The 25251-nt window shown below is 44.4% G+C and carries 19 protein-coding genes and 1 rRNA gene; 9 read left to right on the top strand and 11 right to left on the bottom strand.

Annotated elements, in window-relative coordinates; genetic code table 11:
* The first annotated feature begins 167 nt into the window (after positions 1-167).
* From rrf to IEY67_RS22105, 8 genes are all read left to right on the top strand, one after another.
* A 5S ribosomal RNA gene (gene rrf / locus IEY67_RS22070) occupies positions 168-278 on the top strand.
* Between the two features lie 404 nt (positions 279-682).
* Positions 683-1849, top strand: coding sequence for an efflux RND transporter periplasmic adaptor subunit (locus tag IEY67_RS22075; protein WP_183672395.1), 1167 nt, complete (start codon positions 683-685; stop codon positions 1847-1849).
* Entirely contained in the window at positions 1846-6372 is a 4527-nt protein-coding gene (locus tag IEY67_RS22080; protein WP_183672396.1) for a multidrug efflux RND transporter permease subunit, read from the top strand. Before IEY67_RS22075 ends, IEY67_RS22080 begins: the two co-directional genes overlap by 4 nt.
* 149 nt (positions 6373-6521) lie before the next feature.
* Positions 6522-7454 carry a homoserine O-acetyltransferase MetA gene (metA, locus tag IEY67_RS22085; protein ID WP_122352021.1) on the top strand — a complete coding sequence of 311 codons (933 nt, stop codon included), beginning with the start codon at positions 6522-6524 and terminating at the stop codon, positions 7452-7454.
* A 285-nt stretch (positions 7455-7739) separates the two neighbouring features.
* Positions 7740-9575, top strand: coding sequence for a peptidase U32 family protein (locus tag IEY67_RS22090; RefSeq protein WP_183672397.1), 1836 nt, complete (start codon positions 7740-7742; stop codon positions 9573-9575).
* 35 nt (positions 9576-9610) lie between these two features.
* Positions 9611-10429 carry a peptidylprolyl isomerase gene (locus tag IEY67_RS22095; RefSeq protein WP_183672398.1) on the top strand — a complete coding sequence of 273 codons (819 nt, stop codon included), beginning with the start codon at positions 9611-9613 and terminating at the stop codon, positions 10427-10429.
* Positions 10430-10497: 68 nt separating this feature from the next.
* Positions 10498-11148 (top strand): NAD(P)-dependent oxidoreductase, encoded by a 651-nt coding sequence (locus IEY67_RS22100; RefSeq protein ID WP_122375359.1) that lies wholly within the window; start codon positions 10498-10500, stop codon positions 11146-11148.
* Positions 11149-11202: 54 nt separating this feature from the next.
* Entirely contained in the window at positions 11203-11832 is a 630-nt protein-coding gene (locus IEY67_RS22105; RefSeq protein ID WP_122375251.1) for an HAD family hydrolase, read from the top strand.
* A 7-nt stretch (positions 11833-11839) separates the two neighbouring features.
* Here IEY67_RS22105 and IEY67_RS22110 read toward each other — a convergent pair whose 3' ends face one another.
* From IEY67_RS22110 to IEY67_RS22160, 11 genes are all read right to left on the bottom strand, one after another.
* Positions 11840-14197: a hybrid sensor histidine kinase/response regulator gene (locus tag IEY67_RS22110; protein WP_183672399.1), complete on the bottom strand. Its 2358-nt coding sequence runs from the start codon at positions 14195-14197 to the stop codon at positions 11840-11842.
* A 25-nt stretch (positions 14198-14222) separates the two neighbouring features.
* Positions 14223-14447 (bottom strand): Hpt domain-containing protein, encoded by a 225-nt coding sequence (locus IEY67_RS25265; RefSeq protein ID WP_229801170.1) that lies wholly within the window; start codon positions 14445-14447, stop codon positions 14223-14225.
* Between the two features lie 414 nt (positions 14448-14861).
* Positions 14862-15902 (bottom strand): UDP-glucose 4-epimerase GalE, encoded by a 1041-nt coding sequence (gene galE, locus IEY67_RS22120; protein WP_122375253.1) that lies wholly within the window; start codon positions 15900-15902, stop codon positions 14862-14864.
* Between the two features lie 22 nt (positions 15903-15924).
* On the bottom strand, positions 15925-16497 hold the full coding sequence (gene rsxA, locus IEY67_RS22125; RefSeq protein WP_122363562.1) for an electron transport complex subunit RsxA: 573 nt from the start codon (positions 16495-16497) through the stop codon (positions 15925-15927).
* Between the two features lie 18 nt (positions 16498-16515).
* On the bottom strand, positions 16516-17100 hold the full coding sequence (locus tag IEY67_RS22130) for an RnfABCDGE type electron transport complex subunit E (RefSeq protein ID WP_122375254.1): 585 nt from the start codon (positions 17098-17100) through the stop codon (positions 16516-16518).
* A complete protein-coding gene (locus tag IEY67_RS22135) occupies positions 17093-17725 on the bottom strand; it encodes an RnfABCDGE type electron transport complex subunit G (protein WP_122375255.1) in 633 nt (210 codons plus the stop codon). Before IEY67_RS22135 ends, IEY67_RS22130 begins: the two co-directional genes overlap by 8 nt.
* 2 nt (positions 17726-17727) lie before the next feature.
* A complete protein-coding gene (locus IEY67_RS22140; RefSeq protein ID WP_122352031.1) occupies positions 17728-18687 on the bottom strand; it encodes an RnfABCDGE type electron transport complex subunit D in 960 nt (319 codons plus the stop codon).
* A 12-nt stretch (positions 18688-18699) separates the two neighbouring features.
* Positions 18700-20031 (bottom strand): electron transport complex subunit RsxC, encoded by a 1332-nt coding sequence (gene rsxC, locus IEY67_RS22145; protein WP_183672400.1) that lies wholly within the window; start codon positions 20029-20031, stop codon positions 18700-18702.
* A 12-nt stretch (positions 20032-20043) separates the two neighbouring features.
* Positions 20044-21036 (bottom strand): Fe-S cluster domain-containing protein, encoded by a 993-nt coding sequence (locus IEY67_RS22150; RefSeq protein WP_183672401.1) that lies wholly within the window; start codon positions 21034-21036, stop codon positions 20044-20046.
* A 9-nt stretch (positions 21037-21045) separates the two neighbouring features.
* Positions 21046-21465, bottom strand: a complete 420-nt coding sequence (locus tag IEY67_RS22155) for a SoxR reducing system RseC family protein (protein WP_122352034.1) — start codon at positions 21463-21465, stop codon at positions 21046-21048.
* Positions 21466-21565: 100 nt separating this feature from the next.
* Positions 21566-23107 carry a DUF3078 domain-containing protein gene (locus IEY67_RS22160; protein WP_183672402.1) on the bottom strand — a complete coding sequence of 514 codons (1542 nt, stop codon included), beginning with the start codon at positions 23105-23107 and terminating at the stop codon, positions 21566-21568.
* A gap of 537 nt (positions 23108-23644) precedes the next feature.
* On the opposite strand from IEY67_RS22160, the gene pyrG reads away from it, so the two are divergent.
* A complete protein-coding gene (pyrG, locus tag IEY67_RS22165; protein WP_122352036.1) occupies positions 23645-25249 on the top strand; it encodes a CTP synthase in 1605 nt (534 codons plus the stop codon).
* Positions 25250-25251: the final 2 nt, after the last annotated feature.

Genomic DNA, 25251 nt, shown 5'->3' on the forward strand with positions numbered 1-25251 from the left:
AGGGCAGTAATGTCGAAGCCGAGTAGTACTAATAGCCCGAGACTTTCTTTTTCCGGGGAAAGGATTGATATATCAGCAGGTGGTAGGTAGTAATACCTGTCATAAGCTCAAAGAAAATGAGTTACGTTAAAGTAACGTTGTCCAAAGTCAAACATCTTAAAAGGTATTAAGGTGGTTATAGCGTTGGGGATCCACCTCTTCCCATTCCGAACAGAGAAGTTAAGCCCAACCACGTCGATGGTACTGCGTAAAAGTGGGAGAGTAGATAGCCGCCGTTTTAGTAAGCGAGAGCTGAAAGGTAGAAGGAGTTCATTTGAAAGAGTGGACTCCTTTTTTTCATTTATCATGGTTTCACTTTTCTTTTTTGTTTTATATAGTTCTTCCTAATGACTAGCTTTATCCTCTCTACCCTCTCTCCAAAGGGGAAAACTATCCATAAATACATTATTTGTTTTTGATTTATATTAATTTTGTGGACTCAGTAACACTTGTTTGTGGAATAATTCTACAAAAGTATCTTTTAATAAAGAAGTCGTTCTATCTTGTAGTTGGTTTATATGATTAATATTTAGTAGTATAGCGTTTTTTAACAGATTGTATTGAACAATGGTACGATTATTTCATTCTTACAGTAGAGAGATAGAACAATAGAATATTTAAATGTCATTTATAGATATTAGTAATGGTAGGAGAAAGATTAGTAAAAGGAAGTATCGTATTAGTCGCCCTTTTAATGCTGGCAACAGGTTGTCGTAAAAAAGAAGAACTGTTGCGTCCCCTTGTCATTGTAGACAAGCCTCAGAAAGAAGATGTGCAAATATTTGGTGAATACGTAGGTCGTATTCGGGCAGCAAGTTATGTAGAGATACATGCCCGTGTAGAAGGTTATCTGGAAAAGATGCTTTTTGTAGAAGGTAAACAGGTTAAACAAAATGAACCTCTGTTTATTATCAATTCTGCACTTTATAAGGCTCGCGTAGAGAAAGCAAGAGCACAGTTAAAAAAGAATGAAGCTCAGGCGGCAAAAGCCAAAAGAGATGTGGAACGTTTGCAGCCCTTGTATGAACAACATGCAGCGAGCCAGTTGGATCTCGATAATGCATTGGCTTCCCTGGACGATTCGGAAGCCAATATCGCTATGAGTAAGGCTGACCTTGATCAGGCACAACTGGAACTCGGTTATACAACTGTAACTTCCCCAATTGCCGGGTATATCAGTGAGCGTTTTGTCGATGTCGGTGCCTTGGTCGGCCCCGGTGTCAATTCAAAGTTGGCTGCTGTTGTGAAAAGCGATACGGTATTGGTGGATTTTAAAATGACAGCACTGGATTATCTGCGTGCTGAACGTCGTAATATCAAGTTCGGTGAGCAGGACACGACCCGCTCCTGGCAACCGACCGTTACTGTAACCCTTGCTGATAATTCTGAATATCCGGTAAAAGGAATTGTGGATTTTGCAGATCCGATTGTAGACCCTCAAACAGGTACTTTCGGTGTCCGTGCAGAATTGGCTAATCCGAACCAAAAATTGCTTCCCGGACAGTTTACACGTGTAAAACTATTATTAGATGTGCGTGAGCGCGCAATCGTTGTTCCCCGGAAAGCCATTTCTATTGAACAGGGCGGTGTCTTTATTTATATTATCCGTCGTGATAACGTAGCGGAAAAACGTTTTGTTCAGACAGGACCGGAAATAGGGAACAGTATTGTTATTGAACGTGGTCTAGGTGAAAATGAATCGGTCGTTGTTGAAGGCTATCATAAGTTAGTTCCCGGAATGTTGGTTCGTCCGGTCCAGGCAGGTGATGATAAAGCTGTCGCAGCATATAGAGAGGAGGCAGGAGAATGAAACCGGGATTCTTTATAGATCGTCCCGTATTCTCGACTGTACTTTCTTTGTTAATTGTTATTGTCGGGATTATTGGATTAATGTTGTTGCCGGTGGATCAGTATCCGCAGATCACGCCACCGGTTGTGAAGATTAGTGCCTCTTATCCGGGAGCCAGTGCCTTGACGGTGTCGCAAGCTGTTGCTACACCGATCGAGCAGGAGTTGAATGGTACTCCGGGTATGATCTATATGCAGAGTAGCAGCAGTAACTCCGGAGGTTTGACTATTACGGTTACTTTCGATGTGTCGGCGGATGCTGACCTGGCTGCTGTCGAAATACAGAATCGTGTGAAGCTGGCAGAGTCGCGTCTTCCCTCCGATGTCGTGCAGAACGGTATTACGGTAGAGAAACAATCCGCCAGTCAGTTGATGACATTAAGTTTGAGTTCGGATGATCCGCGTTTCGATGAAATCTACCTGAGTAACTTTGCAACGATCAATGTGCTTGATGTCCTTCGTCGTATCCCTGGAGTAGGACGTGTTTCGAATATCGGTAGCCGTTATTATGGTATGCAGATATGGGTATATCCCGATCGTCTTGCCAATATGGGATTGACGGTAAAGGATATCCAGAATGCATTGAAAGAGCAAAACAGTGAATCTGCCGCCGGTGAGTTAGGTAAACAACCGGTCATAGATGTGGATGTCACCATACCTATTACAGCTCGTGGCCGCCTATCGACAGTGAAGGAATTTGAAGATATTGTCGTCCGTGCAAATCAGGACGGTTCTATCGTCCGTTTGCGGGATGTTGCCCGTATTTCATTGGAAGCCTCTTCCTATTCTACTGAAAGTGGGATAAACGGTGAGAATGCTGCAATCCTCGGTATTTATATGCTACCAGGAGCTAACGCTCTGGAAGTGGCAACCAACGTGAAGGAAGCGATGAAAGAGATCAGCCAGAACTTCCCTGAAGGGCTGGAATATAAATTCCCGTTCGATATGACAGAATATATTTCACAGTCCATCCATGAAGTGTACAAGACCTTGTTTGAAGCTTTATTCCTGGTTGTGTTGGTTGTGTTCCTGTCTTTGCAGAATTGGCGTGCCGCTTTGATCCCGACTATTGCCGTGCCTATTTCTCTGATCGGTACATTCGGATTCATGTTAATTATGGGATTCTCATTGAATATGCTGACCTTGTTGGGATTGATTCTGGCAATTGGTATTGTGGTGGATGATGCGATTGTTGTTGTGGAAAATGTGGAGCGTGTAATGCATGAGGAAAAACTGACGCCTCGTGAAGCTACCCATAAAGCAATGCATGAATTGTCGGGAGCATTGATCGCGACTTCGATGGTATTGGCTGCAGTATTCGTTCCTGTAAGTTTCCTGAGCGGGATTACCGGTGCGTTATATCGTCAGTTCTCGATAACTATTGTCGTTTCAGTATTGCTTTCAACAGTAGTCGCATTGACATTGAGTCCTGCTATGTGTGCCTTGATCTTGCGTCCGACAACCGGAAAGAAGAACTTTGTCTTCCGTAAAATCAATATCTGGTTACATAAAGGAAATAATAAATATATCCATTTGTTATCGAAGGCCATCGGAAATCCAAAACGGATTCTGGCAGGTTTCGGTATGGTACTTGTTTTCATCTTTGTACTGAATCGCTTTATACCGACCAGCTTTATTCCGGAGGAAGACCAGGGCTTTTTCACCGTGGAATTAGTGATGCCTGAAGGAGCAACCCTGGAACGTACCCGTAAAGTAACCGACCGTGCTATCGAGTTTTTGCAGAAACAACCGGCTGTGGCCTATGTGCAAAATGTGACTGGTAGCAGTACTCGTGTGGGAACATCACAAAGCCGTTCAACCCTTACCGTTATTCTGAAACCCTGGGAAGAACGTAAGTCTTCCGGCATGGGAGTGGAGGATGTAATGGAAGTTGCCCGCAAAGAGTTCGAGTACTATCCGGAAATATTGGCCTACCTGAACCGTCCGCCTGTTATTCCCGGACTGGGAGAAAGCGGGGGGCTGGAAATGCAACTGGAAGCTCGTGGAGAAGCCAGTTGGGAAAATCTGGTAAGTGCCACCGACACTTTCATGCTGTACGCATCGAAAGCTCCGGAGTTGACCGGTGTCTCTTCTGCTTTGCAACCCCAGATCCCTCAATTATATTTTGATGTAGATCGTGACCGGGCAAAATTTCTGGGTATTCCTCTGACCGACATCTTCTCGACGATGAAGGCTTATTTGGGTTCGGTTTATGTGAATGACTTCAATATGTTCAACCGTATATATAAGGTATATATCCAGGCGGAAGCACCGTATCGTGCCACACAGGAGAATCTGGGATTATTCTTTGTCCGTGCTCAGAACGGTTCGATGGTTCCGTTGACCGCTTTGGGTACGACAAGTTATACAACCGGACCAGGTACGATCAAGAAGTTCAATATGTTCTCTACAGCTGCGATCAGTGCAGTGGCTGCTCCCGGATACAGTTCCGGTGAAGCGATGGCGGCTATGCAACGGATCGCTCGTGAACATCTACCGGATAACATCGGTGTGGAATGGAGTGGATTGTCTTATCAGGAAAAGAAAGCCGGAGGTCAGACCGGCATGGTGCTTGCACTCGTTTTCCTGTTTGTTTTCCTGTTTCTGGCTGCACAGTATGAAAGTTGGATTGTGCCGATCGCTGTACTGCTGTCGTTGCCGGTTGCAGCTTTGGGAGCTTATTTGGGTATTTGGGCTACCGGATTACATAACGATATCTATTTCCAAATCGGACTTGTTACCCTGATCGGTCTGGCTGCAAAGAATGCGATCCTGATCGTAGAGTTTGCTAAAGTACAGGTAGATGCAGGTGTCGATGTTATACAAGCCGCTATTCATGCCGCCCGGATGCGTTTCCGTCCCATTCTGATGACTTCCCTGGCTTTTGTATTGGGTATGCTTCCGATGGTATTGGCTAGCGGGCCGGGTTCAGCTTCCCGTCATAGTCTTGGGACCGGAGTGTTCTTCGGTATGTTGGTTGTTATCACTGTAGGAATTGTGTTGGTACCATTCTTCTTTGTATTTATCTATAAAATGAAGAAAGTCTTAAAATTGGAACGCGTCAGCCAGATCATTCCGAAGGAAAAAATCCTTCGAAAAAGAAAGTTATTCTTTTTTATTGCAGTGGTCGCCGTTGCTTTGGTTTCGCTTTCTTCCTGTAAGTTGGGAGAGAAGTATGCCCGTCCGGATTTGAATCTTCCGGCTCAGTTTGAAGGAGAATCGGATACTCTTTCCGTAGAGAACATTCCCTGGGAAAGCCTGTATGCTGATACAACTTTGCAGCGGTTGATAACAACTGCTCTGGAAAACAACAAAGATATGAAGATCGCAGCTGCCAAGATTAAAGAGATGATGGCTGCTAAACGTATCACTTTTGCCGAACAGTTCCCGGAGATCGGGGCACGTATTTACGGACAGAAGGAGCGTTTGAATTATGGTGGCGATAATCCGAAACCCGATCCTGAATATGGAGCCAAACTGACGCTTTCGTGGGAACTCGATCTATGGGGAAATTTGCGTTGGGCAAATGAGGCGGGTGTAGCAGCTTATCTGCAATCGGTAGAGGCACGTCGTGCTCTTCAATTGACTTTAGTAGCTGAAGTTGCAGCTGCTTATTATGAATTGTGTGCTCTCGACCGGCAGTTAAATATTGTACGGCAGACCTTAGAGGCCCGTCGTGAAGGTGTCCGTTTGGCTAAACTTCGTTTTGAAGGAGGCTTGACATCTGAAACGTCCTACAACCAGGCATTGGTTGAGTTGGCCCGTACGGAAACACTTGTCCCGTCCTTGGAACGTCAGGTCAGGATAAAAGAAAATGATATCTCCCTTCTTTTGGGAGAATATCCGGGATATATTCCCCGGGGATTGCCGCTTGGTGAACAGCGTTTGCCCGATGCTTTGCCGATTGGATTGCCTTCTGCTTTGCTCGAACGTCGTCCCGATATGCGACAGGCAGAGTTGAAACTCCGTGAAGCAAATGCCAAGGTAGGAGTGGCCTATACAGACCTGTTTCCGAAGATCAGCCTGACAGGTAACTTTGGTATTGAAAGTGAAGAATTGGGCGACCTGTTGAAGAGTCCGGCCTGGTTTCTGGCAGGAGATTTGCTTCAACCGCTTTTTGCGATGGGAAAGAATAAAGCGAAGCTGAAAGCATCGAAAGCTCGTTACGAACAAGAGGTTTATACTTATCAAAAGAGTGTGATCAGTGCTTTTAAGGAAGTGAATGATGCTATTATCACGATCCGTAAAGCGAAAGAGATCCGTTTCTCGCAGGAAAGGCTGGAAGCTGCATCTGCTAAATATCTTAAATTGGCTGAACTGCAATATATAAATGGAGTAACTAATTATATAGATGTACTGGATGCCCAGCGTGGTTATCTGGATGCGCAGATCAGTTTGAATAATGCGGTACAGAATGAATTACTGGCAGTGGTTTATCTGTATAAGGCATTAGGTGGCGGATATACCTTAACTTCAGAGAAATAGTCCTTTTTTGCAAGAAGATACAAAATATTAAGTACCTATAGGAAATCTGCTAAAGACAGCCTATAAGTACTTTTTTTATTGGGAAAAACGTTAACTGCTAACTTATTCCTATCTTTGTATTCCTAAAAACAATAAAGAGAGGAATTGCTATGCCATTAAATTTACAAAAGAATTTACCCGCTATTGAACTCCTTAAAAAGGAACACATCTTTGTGATGGATTCCCTTAGGGCTTCGGAACAGGATATTCGTCCGCTTCGTGTGGTGGTACTGAATCTGATGCCCTTGAAAATTACGACGGAGACCGATCTGATCCGTTTGTTAAGTAATACCCCTTTACAGGTAGAGTTGGACTTTATGAAGATAAAAGGACATACTCCGAAGAATACACCGATCGAACATATGCAGGAGTTTTATAAAGACTTCGACGAAATAGAGAAAGATTATTACGACGGAATGATTGTTACCGGTGCACCGGTAGAGCAGATGCCGTTTGAAGAGGTGAGTTACTGGGAGGAAGTGACTACGATTTTCGACTGGGCACGTACGCATGTGACCTCTACATTATATATATGTTGGGCGGCACAAGCAGGATTGTATCATTTCTATGGTGTTCCTAAATATGATTTGCCAGCGAAGATGTTCGGGGTTTTCCGTCATACGTTGCGGGAGCCTTCTTTGCCTATTTTCCGTGGGTTCGATGATGAGTTTTATGTGCCTCACAGCCGTCATACGGAGATACGCCGTGAAGATATCCGGAAGGTACCGGGACTGACGTTGCTCTCAGAAAGTGAAGAGTCGGGTGTTTATATGGCAATGTCGCGCGGAGGACGTGAGTTTTATATCACCGGACATTCGGAATATTCGCCTTATACATTGAGCGATGAATATATCCGTGACTTGAATAAAGGACTTCCTATTTCGGTTCCTCATAACTATTACCGTAATAACGATCCGGCACAAGGTCCGGTTGTTCGTTGGCGAGGTCATGCAAACCTGCTGTTTACCAACTGGCTGAACTATTACGTTTATCAGGAAACCCCGTTCAATATCGAAGATATTAAGAACCTGGGAAGTTTGTAATTTAGAAATAATTGAACTATCCGAGCAAGCGATCAGTCATACATAAAACATGCTTAGTTACAGGTTCATTTGCCGTTGGTTTTAACCAACGGATCAGTAAATGCTCTCTCTCTTTGGACTTTAGTCCCATTTAAGCAGTCTCTCTATTGAAGATAAATGTGGCTGAAGCCAATAAAGAGAAGCAACATGTAAACCGTCAGTTAAAACTGACGGCAAATAAACCTGTAATGGCTAAGTCACTTTGATAAAGGGATAGCTCATTATTGATAATATCTGAAATAAAATATGCCAATCAAACCTCGTTGTATCGAACTCCTGGCTCCGGCAAAGGATTTAACCTGTGGTATCGAAGCGATCAATCATGGTGCCGATGCCGTTTATATCGGTGCGCCAAAATTCGGTGCGCGTGCAGCAGCCGGAAATTCGTTGGAGGATATCCGTACCCTTTGCGATTATGCCCATCTATATAATGCCCGTATCTATGTGGCGTTAAACACGATCCTGCGTGAAGACGAATTGCCGGAAGCGGAGCAGTTGATCTGGCAACTTTATCAGGCCGGTACGGATGCTTTGATCGTGCAGGATATGGGAATTACCCGCCTGAATCTGCCGCCTATCCCTTTGCATGCCAGCACACAGACCGATAACCGGACACCAGAAAAGGTAAAGTTCCTGGAATCTGCCGGATTCACACAGGTGGTTTTGGCACGTGAACTGTCTTTGAACGAGATCAGATGTATCTCGGAGCAGACGACTGTGCCCCTGGAGGTGTTTGTGCACGGCGCTTTATGTGTCAGTTATAGCGGTCAATGTTATTTGAGTGCAGCCCTGAGCGGGCGAAGTGCCAATCGGGGCGAATGTGCACAATACTGTCGCCTGCCCTATTCGATGGTGGATGCAAACGGGACGGAGATCGTACATAACAAGCATTTGTTGTCGCTTAAGGACATGAACCGCTCCGATCAACTGGAAGCGTTGCTCGATGCAGGTGTTTCGTCATTGAAGATAGAAGGACGGTTAAAGGACGTCACCTATGTAAAGAATATAACAGCTTATTACCGGAAAAAGCTGGATGCAATCCTGGCACATCGTCCGGAATATTGCAGGGCTTCGGCAGGAACAAGTACCTATACGTTTGAACCGGTGGCAGAGAAGAGCTTCAACAGGGGATTTACTCCTTTCTTCCTGCATGAACGGTCGAAAGATATTACTGCTTTCGATACACCGAAGTCGTTAGGGGAACCGGTAGGGACCGTGAAGGAATTGAAGGGTACCTCGTTTACAGTGGCTGGTTTGAAACAATTGAATAATGGTGATGGCCTGGTGTTCTTCAATAATCGGGGTGAGTTGGAAGGATTCCGTGTGAATAGGGTGGAGGCGAATCGCGTTTTCCCATTGGATATGCCGGACATAAAGCCTAAAACACCTCTCTATCGTAATTTCGATCAGATGTTTGAGAAGCTGTTGGCGAAGCCTTCGGCCGAACGAAAACTCTCCGTAAAGATAGAGTTTCTCGATAATGCTTTCGGATTTACCTTGGCAATGGAGGATGAAACCGGTGCGCGGGTAATGTTGGCGGAACCGTTTGCCAAAGAACCGGCACGACGTGAGCAAACAGACAATATTCGTACCCAACTGTCAAAATTAGGAAATACACCGTTTGAAGCCTCGGAGGTCATTGTACAGATGGGCGGGAATTGGTTTGTCCCTTCTTCTTTGCTGGCGGATATGCGTCGCAAGGCTGTCGGGAAGTTACAGGCTGACCGGACCATTCGTTATCAACGGGAATTGGCGCGTAAGGTGGAACCGGCGAAAGAGATACCGTTCCCTGAACGTCAATTGACTTATTTGGGGAATGTATCGAACAGCCGGGCAAAAGCTTTCTATAAGATGCATGAGGTGGAGACGGTAGCCGATGCCTTCGAATTGAAGCCGGAGAAGGATGTTCCGTTGATGTTCACAAAACATTGCCTGCGCTATAGTATGGGATGGTGTCCGACATACCAGAAACAGAAATCACCGTATAAAGAACCGTATTACCTTTTATATAAAGACACCCGGCTCCGTCTGCAGTTTGATTGCAAGCAGTGCCAGATGTTGGTATATGAAGCGGAAGAATAGAGAATATTTGAACTATAATACACAATAAACTTATTATGAAACAGCACCTATTAACCTTTTTACTCGTCTTGTTTACCTTCGCTTCCTGTGCGGATAAACCGCTTGACCCCTCTAAGCCGGTTTATGTAACAGTGAAAACAACGATGGGCGACGTTACTGTCCTTCTTTATGATGATACGCCATTGCACCGGGATAACTTTATAAAACTTTGCCAGTCCGGTGAATATGAGGGAATGTTGTTCCATCGCATTATCAAAGACTTCGTTGTACAAGGAGGCGATCCTACCAGTAAAGCCCATGAACCGGGTGTCTTATATGGTGATGGCGACGGCGGCTATACTGTTCCTGCCGAGATACTCCCTAACCATTTCAATAAACGAGGTGCCTTGATCGATGCCAAAGAAAGCGATGACGTAAACCCTGAACGAGCATCAGCCGGAACCCAGTTTTGTTTTGTACAGGGAAAAGTTCTTTCCGATACCGAACTGGACGAAAAAGAAGCACGGATCAACCAGATACGTCGTAACTGGTTGTATTATAAATATCTTGATCAGTTAAAGAAAGAAGATCCTGCGCTGGCAGCCGATTCGATGGAAACTGAATTGACGAACCGTGCTCTGATTATGGTAGAAGATACCCTGGCGGAACTTGGCCCGTATGTTATTCCGGCAGAGCATCGCGAAGTGTATAAGACTGTAGGTGGTGTTCCCCATCTGGACAATTCTGTTACCGTCTTTGGCGAAGTAGTCGACGGGTTTGATATTGTGGAGAAGATGTCGTTGGTAAAGACCGATAAAAATGACCGTCCTGTACATGATGTCATGATCAAATCGACTAAAGTATTTCAGAAATAGAGAGGCTTCCCTAAACAAGATACCTACCTGATGTTGTTCTATAAACAAGTAATCAAATGGATATAGTCATGAAGAAAATTGTTATTATAGGCGCAACCGGTTATGTAGGTTCTGCGATTTTGAAAGAAGCGTTAGGTAGAGGGCATCAGGTAAAGGTCATTGTCAGAAATCCATCCAAGTTGATATTAACCCATCCGAACCTGAAGGTGGTAGGAGGTGATGTGACAGATACCGATTTTTTGTCGCGTGAGTTGGCAAAGTCGGATGCGGTGATCAGTGCTTTCAATCCGGGATGGTCGAATCCAAATATATATGATGAAACATTAGAAGGCTACGGCTCTATTATTTGTGCCGTGCGTAATGCCGGTGTGCATCGTTTTCTGATGGTTGGCGGAGCCGGAAGCCTGCAGGTGGCTCCGGGGCGTCTGCTGATGGACGAACCCGATGTTCCTGAAAAACTGTTACCCGGTATCCGGAGTCTGGCAAAGGTATATACCGATATGCTGTTACCCGAAAAGTCGTTCGACTGGGTGTTCCTGAGTCCGGCAGCCAATATGTTTCCCGGGCAGCGTACAGGTAAATTCCGTCTGGGAAAAGACGAGCTGGTAGCCGATGAAAAGGGGGATAGTAATATTTCCGTAGAGGATTTTGCCGTTGCCATGATCGACGAACTGGAACAGGAAAAGCATCATCAGGAACGTTTTACCCTGGGATATTAAGATTATTCCTATCTTTGTTCGTGTAAAGAGAACATCATATAAAAGAAGAGTGTTATGACAAAGATTAAAAACATTGTATTTGATTTGGGAGGTGTTTTGATAGAACTGGACCATGATTGTGCCGTGCGTCGCTTTGAGGAGATTGGAGTGGATGATGCAAGGCAATTGCTCGATCCCTATGAACAGAAAGGATTCTTTCTGGAAGTCGAGAACGGAACAATCAGCTCCGATGAATTTTGTCAGAAGTTGCGTGAATACGCCGGGAAAGATCTTTCATACGATGCTATAAGACATGCCTGGCTGGGTTTTATCGTCGATACTCCTCAATATAAGCTGGACTACCTGTTGAAACTTCGCAAAGAATATAATGTATATCTTTTGAGCAATACCAATCCGATCATTCAGGAAGGTTGGGCAAGGACCAGCGAGTTCACGCCTGCGGGTCGTCCTATCGGCGCTTATTTCGATAAGATGTACACCTCTTATGAAGTGGGTGTTACCAAACCCGACCCGAAGATTTTCGAATATATGATCCGTGACAGCGGTTTGAATCCCTCGGAAACACTTTTTGTGGATGATGGAAAGAGTAATATCGAGATCGCACGCCAACTTGGTTTCGAAACATACCAGCCGGAAAACGGGGAAGATTGGCGCGAGGCGATTAATCGATATTTATCCAAATGATAAATTTTTAGCTAAACCATTTTGCGATAATCTTGTAAAGACTGATTATCTCTATCGGTTTTGCAATATGTTCGTTCATACCAGCTTTGAGGCTTAACTGTACATCTTCGGCAAAAGCATTGGCAGACATGGCTACGATCGGTAGTTTTTTGATGTCTTGCCTGTCGAGCCGGCGGATGTTCTTTGTTGCCTCCAGGCCATTCATTACGGGCATCTGGATATCCATAATTATAAGATTGTAATAGCCTTCGGGGGAGGCGGAAACTTTGTCTACCGCTTCTTTCCCATCACAGGCTGTTTCTATTTCTGCACCGGTCTCCTTCAGTAGTTCGTAGGCGATCTCACGATTCAGATCGTTGTCTTCCACTACCAGTATCCGTTTATCTGCAAAAGAAGTAATAACAGCCGGACCGACGGCCTGTTCTTCTTCTTTCCTGTCTGTCGCAAATCTTTTCATCAGAAGGAATAACTTCGATTTCATAACAGGCTTACTGATGAAACCATTGGCTCCCGCTTTCAGGGCTTCACTCTCATATCCGGAATAGTCGTAAGCAGAAATGATAATGATAGGGATATTCGGGCCTACTTGTTCCCGTATTTTTTGAGTTGTCTCGATGCCGTTCATACCAGGCATCATCAGGTCTATGATAATGGCGAAATAGTTGTTTCCGTCGGTAACCTTTTGCACGGCTTCCCGGCCGGATAGTACCCATTCCGGTTTCATCCCGAGTTCCTCCAGATTTTCACAGGCTATTTCACACGAGATATCGTCGTCATCTACGACCAGTACCGGTAAGTCTACCAATATACTGCTGTCGTATTCGTCCAGGTTACCCTGTTTGACGTGGAATATCATAGTAAATGTGGAACCTTTCCCGTATTCGCTTTTTACCAGGATATCACCGTTCATCATCTGGGCAATGTTCCGGCTGATGGCCATGCCGAGGCCTGTACCCTGGATGTTACGTACAGCGGTATCGTCCGACCGTTCGAAAGGCTCGAAAACTTTGCTTATAAATTCAGGCTTCATCCCGATGCCGTTGTCTGAAACGGCTATTTCAAACTGGCTGTAACCATTATAAACAGACGGTTTTTCTTCGATTGTGACTTCGATCTGCCCTCCATCCGGAGTATATTTGATCGCATTTGTCAGCATATTCAATAAGGCTTGCTGTATGCGCTGTACATCACCGATCAGGCATTCGTGTTTTACACGGATGACGCGTATATGTAATTGCTGTTTCTTTGCTTCAAAGGCGGATTGTACCATTATGAACAAGCTTTCCAACAGTTCGTCGAGGTTGAAAACTTCATCCGTCAGCATGATACGCCCACTTTCCAGTTTCGACATATCCAGAACTTCGTTGATCAGATTCAGCAGAAGTTTGGATGAAATAGTTATCTTTTTCAGACAATCAGCGATACGTGCCTGGTCATTCATATGTAATCCGGCTATTGCCGTCATGCCGATGATCGCATTGATAGGGGTGCGTACATCATGACTCATTCGCGACAGAAAATCAGATTTAGCCCGGTTGGCTGCTGTTGCGCTTTGTAAAGCATCCCGCAACAGTTGTTTCTGTCTTCTTTCTTCTTTGATTTCTGTTATATCGGTTCGGGTCAATAGCCAGATGTTCTTTTCCTTGTCGAAATAGCTGAATCGTATTTTCTTATCCCGATTCATGCCATTTTCTATCATAGAGTTGTATAGAATATACTCTCCGTGTTGCTTCAATATGGGACTGACATGTGCAATCTTCATGTTCATGGTCATTTCTTCACACAATTCCGGCGACATATATTGCCGGTTGTATTCCGCAACCACAGCCTCATAATCGCTGCTGGCGACAGGAGGGGGGCTGTCGCTTTCCGAACCAGAAGTGTACATGACATAGCTATTTTTTGAAGCTTCGATATAAATCACATAGTCATATTCCGATTGTACGGCTTTTTCTATGATTTGTGATTTTCTGAAATCGTTGACATTGTGGCTGGATAGAATGATCCTGTCCGGCATTCCATCCTCGTTGATTACTATGTCGATAAAGGCTTCATGCCATTCAAAACCGAAGTGTTTATTGCTGAAACGCATATCGAATTTCCTGTGTAAATATCCTTCCTCTATCATTTTATGAAAAGTTTCGAGTGAGATCGTTTCATCCCATAAATTATGATCCGGTGGATAGATATCTCTTTTACGGATATTACTAAGAATTTTGTAGTCGTGTTTTGTATTTTCCAGTTCTGGATTTATACCGTCCTTGATGACTTCGATACTTTCGTTTTCGGGATAAATAACCCAAACGACGTCCATAAGATACAGGTAGTTAGCTAACAATTCTTTTGATTTAAGATACTTTTCCATGTGACTTCGTTTATCTGCATTTATATCAGGCACTATGTTCGGCGATCAATTCACAGATGTGTTTATATTCTATCTTCAAATGGTTGAATAAATCCTGTATACTTTCCGTTTCTCCGTTTCTGAGTTGTTCCGTCATCGGGATCAATATGTTTGAAAGAGTGGTCAGGTCAAGTGTACCGGCTAATCCTTTTAACGTATGAGCATGCTGGAAAGCCTGGCTGATGTTATTCTCTGCAAGACTTTTCTCCATTAGAATAAAGTTTTCATCCATTGGAAATTTAGAAAGTATCCTTTCATATAACTGTTCATTATTCATGAATCGGTTTAATGCACTGTTTAGGTTAACTCCGTGTGCTTGTAACTTTTCTTTGTATTCGCTTGTCATGTTCTTTGTTGCCGGTTTTATGTCACGAACCAATCCTCTGTGACTGAAAAATATTGTACAAAAGTAAATAAAATAATATACAAAAGACAGAAAAAGCTTTATAAATCAATAGAACTGTTCGTTTTTTGCTATTAGGCAAACCCGGCCTTTCTGATGTGGCTGTTTCACTGTTGGATGTCGATCTGGCAGTTTGATTAGATAATGACTGTTTTGAGAACAAAAAAATACCGGAAGAAGTCAATGAAGATTCTTCCGGTGTTTATTAAAAAGATTTATCTTTTATTGGATACCGCGTTCACGCAGTCTTTCCTGCCATTTCCAGGCAGAAGCCAATGTGTCGGCCAATGTTTCTTTTGCAGTCCAGCCCAATACTTTGTTTGCACGTTCCGGATTAGCCCAAACCTTTTCGATATCGCCTTCGCGACGACCAACGATCTTATGAGGTACTTTTACTCCGGTAGCTTTTTCAAATGTATTGATCAGCTCCAGTACGGTTACACCGTTTCCTGTTCCCAGGTTGAAATATTCAACGTTAGCTTCAGTTTTACCACCCAGCATACGATCCATAGCGATTACGTGTGCTTTCGCCAGGTCGACAACATTGATATAATCGCGGATACAAGAACCGTCAGGTGTATCGTAATCGTCACCGAATACACTAAGTTCCTTACGGATACCCATAGCTGTCTGAGTCAGATACGGGATCAAGTTCTGGGGAACACCGTTGGGCAATTCGCCGATTTCTGCACTCGGATGAGCACCGATCGGGTTGAAGTAACGCAGGATGATACTCTTGAACGGAGCGTTTGCGTGAATTGTATCGCGAATGATCTCTTCGTTGATCTGTTTTGTATTACCGTAAGGAGAAGTGGCCGGTTTGATGGGTGCATCTTCTGTTACAGGCAGGTTTTCAGGATCGGGCTGTCCGTAAACGGTACAGGAAGAAGAGAATACGATTCCCTCGATATTAAATTCAGGCATCAACTCCAGCAGATTGACCAATGTAACTACGTTGTTACGGTAGTACATCAGCGGCTTTTGAACTGATTCACCGACAGCTTTGCTGGCAGCGAACAGGATGATACCGTTGATACCCGGATGAGCCTTCAGTGCTTCGCGGGTTCCTTCTTTATCTTTTAAATCCAGCTTGATGAATTCAGGACGGATACCAGTGATCTTTTCGATACCATCCAATACCTCGATATTGGAGTTCGACAGGTCGTCGATGATTACCACATCATAACCTGCATTCTGCAACTCAACTGTAGTGTGAGAGCCAATGTATCCGGTTCCACCTGCTACTAAGATTTTCTTTTTCATGCTAGTCTCTATTTAGATTAAATTATACGATTCCGGAGAATCCCATAAACGCCATAGCCAGTAAGCCGGCAGTTATCAGCGCAATAGGGGTACCTTTCATACCTTCGGGAACACGTGTCAAAGCCAACTGTTCTCTAATCCCTGCAAAGATAACTAAAGCTAGCGCAAATCCAATAGCTGTTGATATTGCATATACAACAGATTCCAATAAATTATACTCTTTTTGTATTACGAGGATGGCGACACCCAAGATACAGCAATTGGTGGTAATCAACGGAAGGAATACCCCAAGTGCCTGGTAAAGAGCCGGAGATACTTTTTTCAGGATGATCTCTACCATCTGAACCAATGCGGCGATAATCAGGATAAAACTGATCGTCTGCATAAAACCTAATCCGAATTTATCCAGGACATATTTTTGTACCAGAAAGGTGACGATGGTTGCAATGGTAAGTACGAATGTTACGGCTGCCCCCATACCGGCTGCAGTTTCCACTTTCTTCGATACACCGAGGAACGGGCATATACCCAGGAACTGTGCCAACACAACGTTGTTGACGAATACGGCTGCGATAAATATTAGTATATATTCCATATTTTTCGTTTTTTAATGTCAGGCTTTACGCAATTTGTTTACAATAGCAATCAGGTAACCCAATGCAATGAAGGCGCCCGGAGCCAATACAAAGATCAGTGAGCCAAATTGTTCAGGCATAAGAGTCAGACCGAATAGTTTGCCTGTACCCAATAATTCACGTATGGCACCCAGTAATGTAAGTGCCAGGGTGAAACCGAGTCCAATACCGAGTCCGTCGAATGCAGAAGAAACGACGCCATTTTTCGCGGCAAAAGCTTCAGCACGACCTAATACGATACAGTTTACAACAATCAACGGAATGAATAATCCCAGACTGGCATATAATGCGGGAACGAAAGCTTCCATACACATTTGTACTACCGTCACGAATGTTGCGATAATAACGATATATCCGGGGATACGTACCATATCCGGAATAAGATTTTTCATTGCTGAGATCGCAATATTTGAACAGATCAATACAAACATGGTTGCCAATCCCATGCTCATACCGTTTAGTGCTGAAGAAGTTGTACCAAGAGTTGGACACATACCCAGCAGTAAAACAAATGTCGGGTTCTCTTTGATGATACCGTTCATCAATATTTTTAGATTACTCATTGTTGTTTCCTCCCTCTTTAGTGTTAGCGGTTGCACCGGTTACTCCGTCAGTACCAGAGAATGCGCTGTAAGCGCGGTTCACTGCGTCCAGGAATGCACGGCTGGTGATGGTTGCTGCTGTGATAGCATCTACGTCGCCACCGTCTTTAGTTACTTTTAGCGGTCCGCTTGTCAAGTCGCGTCCCAGCACACTTTGTTTGTTCTTATCCGCGCTGAACCATTCCTGCATCTTAGCTCCGAGACCCGGAGTTTCCGCATGCTGTAATACGGAATAATTTAGCAGTTTACCTGTTTTGTCGAATCCGACGATCACTCTGATCTCGCCGCTGAATCCTTTCTTTGTATTGCTTTCAACGGCAGCACCTACGAATTCACCGCCTTTGGTGGCCGGATAAATCTTCAGAGAATCACCTTCGGCAGTAACGGCCATATAGGCATCTTCCGACGGTTTGTTGTCGAATTCAGGGGTAACAGCTTTGATAGCTGCTTCCAGTGCAGCCGCTTTGGAGGCGGCAATCGGACCGGTGGTGTACATGTTTACTCCGGCTAATATTGCCCCGGCCGCCACACAAATGATGGTAAGCGACAAGAGCATATTGGGTAATGTTGATTTTAATTTTGCCATGCTTATTTCCCTCCAAAATGTTTAGGTTTGATATAACTGTTGATCAGCGGGGTAAATGCATTCATAATAAGAATAGCAAACGACATACCTTCCGGATAAGAGCCAAACAGACGGATCACTGTGGTCAGGATACCGATACCGACACCGTACACCAACATTCCGTTCTTGCTCATCGGGGAAGTCACATAGTCAGTCGCCATAAAGATAGCTCCCAACATCAGACCTCCGGATAGCAGGTGAACGAACGGACTCGCATATTGAACCGGGTTGACCAGGTGCATGATACCTGTAAATACAAATACCGTCACCAGGATGGATACCGGAATCTGCCAGGTAATAATTTTCTTCCATAACATATAGCCCAGTCCCAGGAGCAATGCCAGCGCACTTACTTCACCGAGGCTACCGCCCATCTTACCGCATAACATATCGACCAATGTCGGCAATTTGTCGAGTGCCCCTTCGTTCATCAGTGAAAGAACGGTTGCACCCGTTGTCGCGTCGGTATAAGCGGTCAGCTGTCCTACTTCCGGCCAGGTTGTCATCTGTGCCGGGAAAGAGATCAACAGGAATACACGTCCGACAAGCGCCGGGTTGAAAATGTTGTTACCCAGTCCGCCGAACGACATTTTTCCGATGCCGATAGCTGCCAGCGCACCGATCAGGATGATCCATACAGGCAGGTTCGACGGCAGGTTGAATGCCAGCAGGACACCGGTCAGGATGGCTGAACCGTCGCATACGGTCGGTTCCTTTTTCATCAGGAACTTTTGGATCAGATATTCAAAGAGGACACAAGCTGCGACCGATGTTGCAGTAACGATCAGTGCACCCAGTCCGAAAAAGTAGAGGGATACCAGGAAAGCCGGAACAAGGGCAATCAGTACACCATACATATTCTTGCTTATGCTGTCACCACCGTGGATATGGGGCGACGGAGATACTATTAAATTATTTTCCATATTGCTCTGTTTTTATGACTTTCGTGCCCGCATGATTCCCATTACTTTTCCTTTACCTGAACGGATATAATCCAGCAACGGACGGTTGGCCGGGCAAGTATAACTACAAGAACCGCATTCGATGCAGTCGGTGATATGATTCTTTTCTGCCAGATCCCATTCTGTAAACTCTGTAGCATTCATCAGCAGGGTAGGGTTGAGGCCCATCGGACAAACATTGACGCATTTGGCACAACGGATACAGTCGCGTACCGGTTTACGTTCAGATTCTTTTTTTGTCATCAACAATACGCCGGAACTACCTTTGGTAACCGGCACTTCCGGACTGATCAGGGCTTTACCCATCATCGGACCTCCGCCGATTATTTTACCGGTATCTTCTGGAATACCGCCTGCAGCTTCGATCAATGCACTGATCGGCGTACCCATGCGAACCAGGAAGTTAGACGGATTGGCAACTGCTTTACCTGTTACGGTAACGACACGTTCGAACAACGGTTTGTTTTTCATCACCGCTTCATATACAGCATAAGCCGTACCTACGTTCTGTACAACGGCTCCGGCAGAGATAGGCAGTGCACCGCTCTTTACCTGGCGACGGATCACAGCGTCGATCAGCTGTTTTTCACCTCCTTGAGGATATTGTACCTTCAGCGGCATGATTTCAATGCCTTTATATCCTGCTGCCAGTTTCTGCATAAGGGCAATGGCATCCGGTTTGTTGTTTTCAATGCCGATCACCGCTTTTGTTACGTTGACGGCTTTCATCAGCAACGTAACGCCGACCAGGATCTGTTCTGTCTTTTCCATCATCAGCGAATGGTCGGAAGTCAGATACGGCTCACATTCTACGGCATTAATAATAATGATCTCCGCTTTGCTTCCGGGAGGAGGCATCAGTTTTACCTGGGTAGGGAAAGTTGCGCCGCCCAGACCTACGATACCGGCAGCCGCGATCTTGTCTACGATTTCCTTGGAAGGAAGCGGGCATTCTTTTACGAGTGTCTCGCTGCGGTCGATGGATTCTTCCCATTCGTCGCCTTCCACATCAATATAGATAGCGGGGCGTTTGTATCCGCTTGCGTCGAGGGCGTTATCTATCTTGTTTACTTTACCGGATACCGACGAATGGATATTCGCCGATACAAAACCTCCGGCTTTGGCGAGAAGTGTACCGACTTTAACCGGATCGCCCTTCTTGACCACAGCCTGGGCCGGAGCCCCGATATGCTGGCTTAGCGGTATAATGACCTGCTTGGGTATAGCCAGTCCGGTGATTTTCTTCCCGGCAGACAATTTATTTTCGGGTGGATGTATACCTCCGATTCGAAATGTCCTTAGCATACTATTAGATTTTTATTTTTGAATTGTTTCTTCTGTTGTTTTTGTTTCAGGCGCTGTGGCTGCTTTTGCAGTCGGTTCAGCTTTAGTTGTAGCTTCTGCTTTCGGAGTTGTTTCGGCAGTTTTCGGAGCCGGTGTTGCTTTCGGGGCAACAGGCTTTACTTTGTCGGCGTCCACGGCAGGGGCAGCTTCTTTACGGGGCGGGAAATTTAGTTCATGGATCGCTCCGGTCGGACATACGGCTACACATTTGCGGCACAAGCGGCATTTGCGGTAGTCGATATAAGCCACATTGTTCTCAAGCGTAATGGCTTCGAACGGACATTCCTTCACACATTTACCGCAACCGATACAAGCATTGGAACAAGCCTTGCGGGCTGCTGCTCCCTTGTCTTTATTCACACAGCTAACGAAGATACGGCGTGATTTCGGTCCCTTCTTACGTAGTTCGATAATGTTTTTCGGACAGGCTTTCACGCAGGCACCGCATGATGTACATTTGTCATCGTTTACCTCGGGTAGTCCTGTTTCCGGATTGATGTGGATGGCATCGAAAGTACAGGCGTTTACGCAATCGCCATAACCGAGACAACCGAATGTACAGTTCGTTTCTCCTCCATATAAAGAGGAAGCGATGGCACAGCTCTGTACACCATCGTAACGGTTTGTACGCGGACGGGCCTGGCAAGTTCCGTTGCAACGCACTACTGCTACCATCGGCTCTGCGCTGGCAGCTTCCATACCGAGGATTGAAGCAACTTTACCCATCGTTTCGGCTCCGCCTACAGGACAAAGCAGTCCTTCCAGTGAATCGGCTTTTACGCAGGCTGCAGCAAAACCACCGCATCCGGGGTATCCGCAACCTCCGCAATTGGCTCCGGGCAATGCTTCCTGAACCTCTGCGATGCGGGGATCTTCGTATACTTCAAACTTCTTGGATGCGGCGTAGAGAAATACTGCACCGATGGCTCCAATGGCTCCTAATGAAATAACGGCAATTAAAATCATGATATTTGATCAATTAAGTTTTTTCAAGGTAAATATGAATTTTCTTTTTAGTTTTTCGCGTAAAAAATATAGTATGCAGTAGTAGGGAACTAATAGTAATAGACCGGTTAACCCGCTGGTTGTTTCGTCCCATTGCAAATAATTTCCTGCTACAATGGCCGCGACTACAATGATTAACGGAAGAACAAAGGCCAGTAACACTGCCTGTAGTCCGAGCGAGCTCTGGCCGCATAGTGTAACCTCCTCGTTTATGTGGAATCTGTCGGAGTTGGGATCGTTCACTTCAATGACCTTCTCTTTCTGGTCGGATGCGCTGCACATACCTTTTGCGTGGCAACCGGAACAGGCCGATTGTTGAATGATCCTGACAAAGATCGTATCGCCTTCGATCTTTTCGATTCTACCGTTGTGATTGATACTTTCGCTCATGTTTGTAATCTCGACATTGCAAAACCAGGGCAAAAGTAAGGATTATTTGGATAATATGTCACGATTAACAAAGTTTATTACAGAAATAATCGTCTTCAACTTACCATTTGTAATTGAAGCCGAAACTCAACACCTCGTTGATCTGCAGATAGCTGTCGAAGTCTTCATTCTTACTTACTGCATCATCATAACGCAAGTTAAGCGATATAGTAGTTGAGAAAAAGCGACTTATAGCCATAGTCAGACGATTTTCAAATTCTCCTAACATACGATCGTAACTGGTGAAATAGTAAAAACGTGAATACCAGCTTACGTTTCGGTTAAACTGAAATGTCATGGTTGCATTAATCGTAGAACCGAACTGACTTAACTTGCGTTCGAATTCACCTGTAGCTTCATCTTTTTTGAAACCGTGACGGCCTAAATCTATGTCTTTGTCCGTACTATACATAAATGTATAAGATAACGGAGCCAAGTTGGCTGACAACGATAATTTTTTATGACGTTTATTAGCAAAAGTTTTATTTAAGTCATATTTCATACCGAGACCGATATTGACATTGAGCGGAGCGAGAAATCCAGCTAGTTTATTATCTGTATTTTCTGCATAGTTGCTAAACATCTGCGTTTGGAATGTCGCATCTAATGTATAGAACCATTTATTGAAAGCCTTATAACCTATGTTGCTGTGAAGACGTAGGACATCATCACCTATTTTATAGTCACGCAAGGTGTCTTTTGGTGCTGTGTAGACATTCGTTTTCCATTCCAGTTCATTTGTGAACTGAACTTTATCTTTATTGTAATTATAAACGAAATATTGACGGTTAGTCAGATTCAGTGCACTGACACCACCTTTGTGCCAGTTCGGGGATATATAATTCTGCGCGAACTGGATCGCGCTTTCAAAGTGTGACGTCCAGAAACGTCTTTCCGGTATGAATTTTACCGGAGCATCCACATCGCTGAAGTCTGCTTCACTTTCCACTTTGATCATTTCCGGCTGGTAAGTCGGTTTTGTGATGACCTTGGCTATCACTTTATCCTGGGGCAGATCTCTCATTGAATACCGGAAATAGTTCGGGTAGTTTGCCTCTACATATTTATATGCTTTATTTTGAATCTGCCGTCTTAGCATTTCTTCCTTGAATATAGTGTCCGGAGTAAAAGGAAGCGGAATATCGACTCTGGTCTTCCAGGCATCTTTATCATAATAAGAAAGATCATCCGGTAGAAGCTTCCCCTTAAATATGATAGGAAGGAACAGCGGGTTTACTAGGATCGTATCCTGAAAAGTTACACTGCTGTCGAATATGGTGGAAGCGTCACGTACCAAGTGTGCCCAATACATCGCTTCATCAGACAGTTCGACCTCGTCTTTCTTTAGAAAACGAAGCAGATTCTCATTGGGAGTAACCGGAGCGGAATACGACCGGTTTTGTTTCTCGAATTGTGCCCGCAGGCTTATAATATTATCCAGGTCCGGATCTTCTATTTCAATCAGTGGGATAGTATCTGTCACATCACTTTGTTCTGCATTGGTAACATCAGTCCCGCTAATGATAGTTCCTTCCTGCGCATTTGCCACGCCTGCCAGTAATGAAAGTATAGAAAACAGAATGAAGTATCTCTTGATAACCATAATACCTTTTAATTTACAATCTTTAGTATCTACGATGCGAAATTAGATAAAAAGTATGAGATGTGCTAATCTTTTACATGATATAACAATCTTAACTTATCTGTTTTTATAACGGGCAGTTAAACAAAATGTTATATAAGTCAGAACTTTATACAGCAGATGCCATTCCACTAAGTTTTTCATGCCGGCCGGTTAACCGGCGTATTACCGGAAACTATTGTCTCTTATATATACAACTAAGCATAAGGTGTACTACTTATCGGGCGTAACCTGTACTACATATATATAATAAGGTGTACATGTTATCATAGATATGTCCTACTACTTATAAATAGTTAGCTGTAATCCTGCTGTTAGTTTTACGGGATGTGAAAAATAGTTTCCGGGCATGCCGTATGTACCGGATGCCTATGCGGTTGTTTGTATTAAATTAAGGTTGAAAAAACTTCCATACCCTTGTCGTCTGAATGAAAATAACTAACTTTGCAGTTTTGAAATGCGAGTGAGCAATTAAAAGACAATTAAAATATTACTATCGTGGCAGATACAAAGTACATCTTCGTTACGGGCGGCGTAGTCTCTTCTTTAGGTAAGGGAATTATTGCTGCATCATTGGGTAAACTCCTTCAGGCGAGAGGCTACAAGGTTACTATCCAAAAGTTTGACCCCTACATTAATATCGATCCGGGAACATTGAACCCTTATGAGCACGGTGAATGTTATGTAACCGTAGACGGACATGAAGCGGACCTGGACCTGGGACACTACGAACGTTTCCTGAATGTTCCGACCACACGGTCGAACAATATTACGACAGGCCGTATTTATCAGAGTGTAATAAATAAAGAACGTAAAGGCGATTACCTGGGTAAAACTGTGCAGGTAGTTCCTCATATTACCGATGAGATCAAACGGAATGTGAAACTGTTGGGTTCGAAATATAAGTTTGACTTTGTGATCACAGAGATCGGTGGAACCGTAGGTGATATCGAATCGTTGCCGTTCATCGAAAGTGTGCGTCAGTTGAAATGGGAGCTGGGTAAGAACTGTATGTGCGTACATCTTACTTATGTACCTTACATTGCGGCTGCCAAAGAATTTAAAACAAAGCCGACACAACATTCGGTTAAGCAATTGCAGGAACTGGGTATCCAGCCGGATGTATTGGTTTTGAGAACCGAACATCTGTTGAGCAACGATATTACACGCAAGGTCGCTTTGTTCTGTAATGTTGATGCGGATGCTGTTGTGCAGTCGGTCGATGTTCCGACTATTTACGAAGTTCCGCTGGTATTGCAGCGTCAGAATATGGATGTTACTATCTTGAAAAAGATGGGACTGGAAGTAGGACCGACTCCGGAAATGAAACCCTGGAAAGAGTTCCTGAAGAAAAAGACGGATGCTACTGAAACAGTAAAGATCGGATTGGTCGGTAAATACGTGGAATTGCAGGATGCTTATAAGTCGATCGACGAATCATTGTTGCAGGCCGCTATCTATAACGATCGCAAACTGGACCTGCATTTATTCCATTCAGAGAAACTGACGGAAGCCAATGCCGCTGAACAGTTGAAAGACATGGATGGTATCCTGATTGCTCCGGGATTCGGACAGCGGGGTATCGAAGGTAAGTTTGCCGCTCTGAAATATGCCCGTGAAAACGATGTGCCTTGCATGGGTATCTGTTTGGGTATGCAGTGCATGGTGATCGAATATGCCCGCGATGTTTTGGGACTGACAGAAGCTAATTCGACCGAAATGGAACCAAATACGCCTTACAAGGTGATCGACCTGATGGAAGAACAGAAGAATGTTACCAATATGGGAGGTTCTATGCGTCTGGGAGCTTATGATTGTATTTTGGAAAAAGGTTCAAAAGCCTATGAAGCTTATGGAAAAGAACATATTCAGGAACGCCATCGTCACCGTTTTGAATTCAACAATCAGTATCGCGAGCAGTTTGAAGAAGCCGGAATGAAATGTACGGGAGAAAATCCTGAGACCGGTCTGGTGGAAGTGGTCGAGATCCCTGCTTTGAAATGGTTTGTAGGAGTTCAGTTCCATCCGGAATATAACAGTACGGTAGTTAATCCGAACCCACTTTTCGTGAGCTTTGTGAAAGCCGCTATTGATAATAAATAACA

The organism is Parabacteroides faecis, assembly GCF_014647375.1.
Taxonomy (GTDB): domain Bacteria; phylum Bacteroidota; class Bacteroidia; order Bacteroidales; family Tannerellaceae; genus Parabacteroides; species Parabacteroides faecis.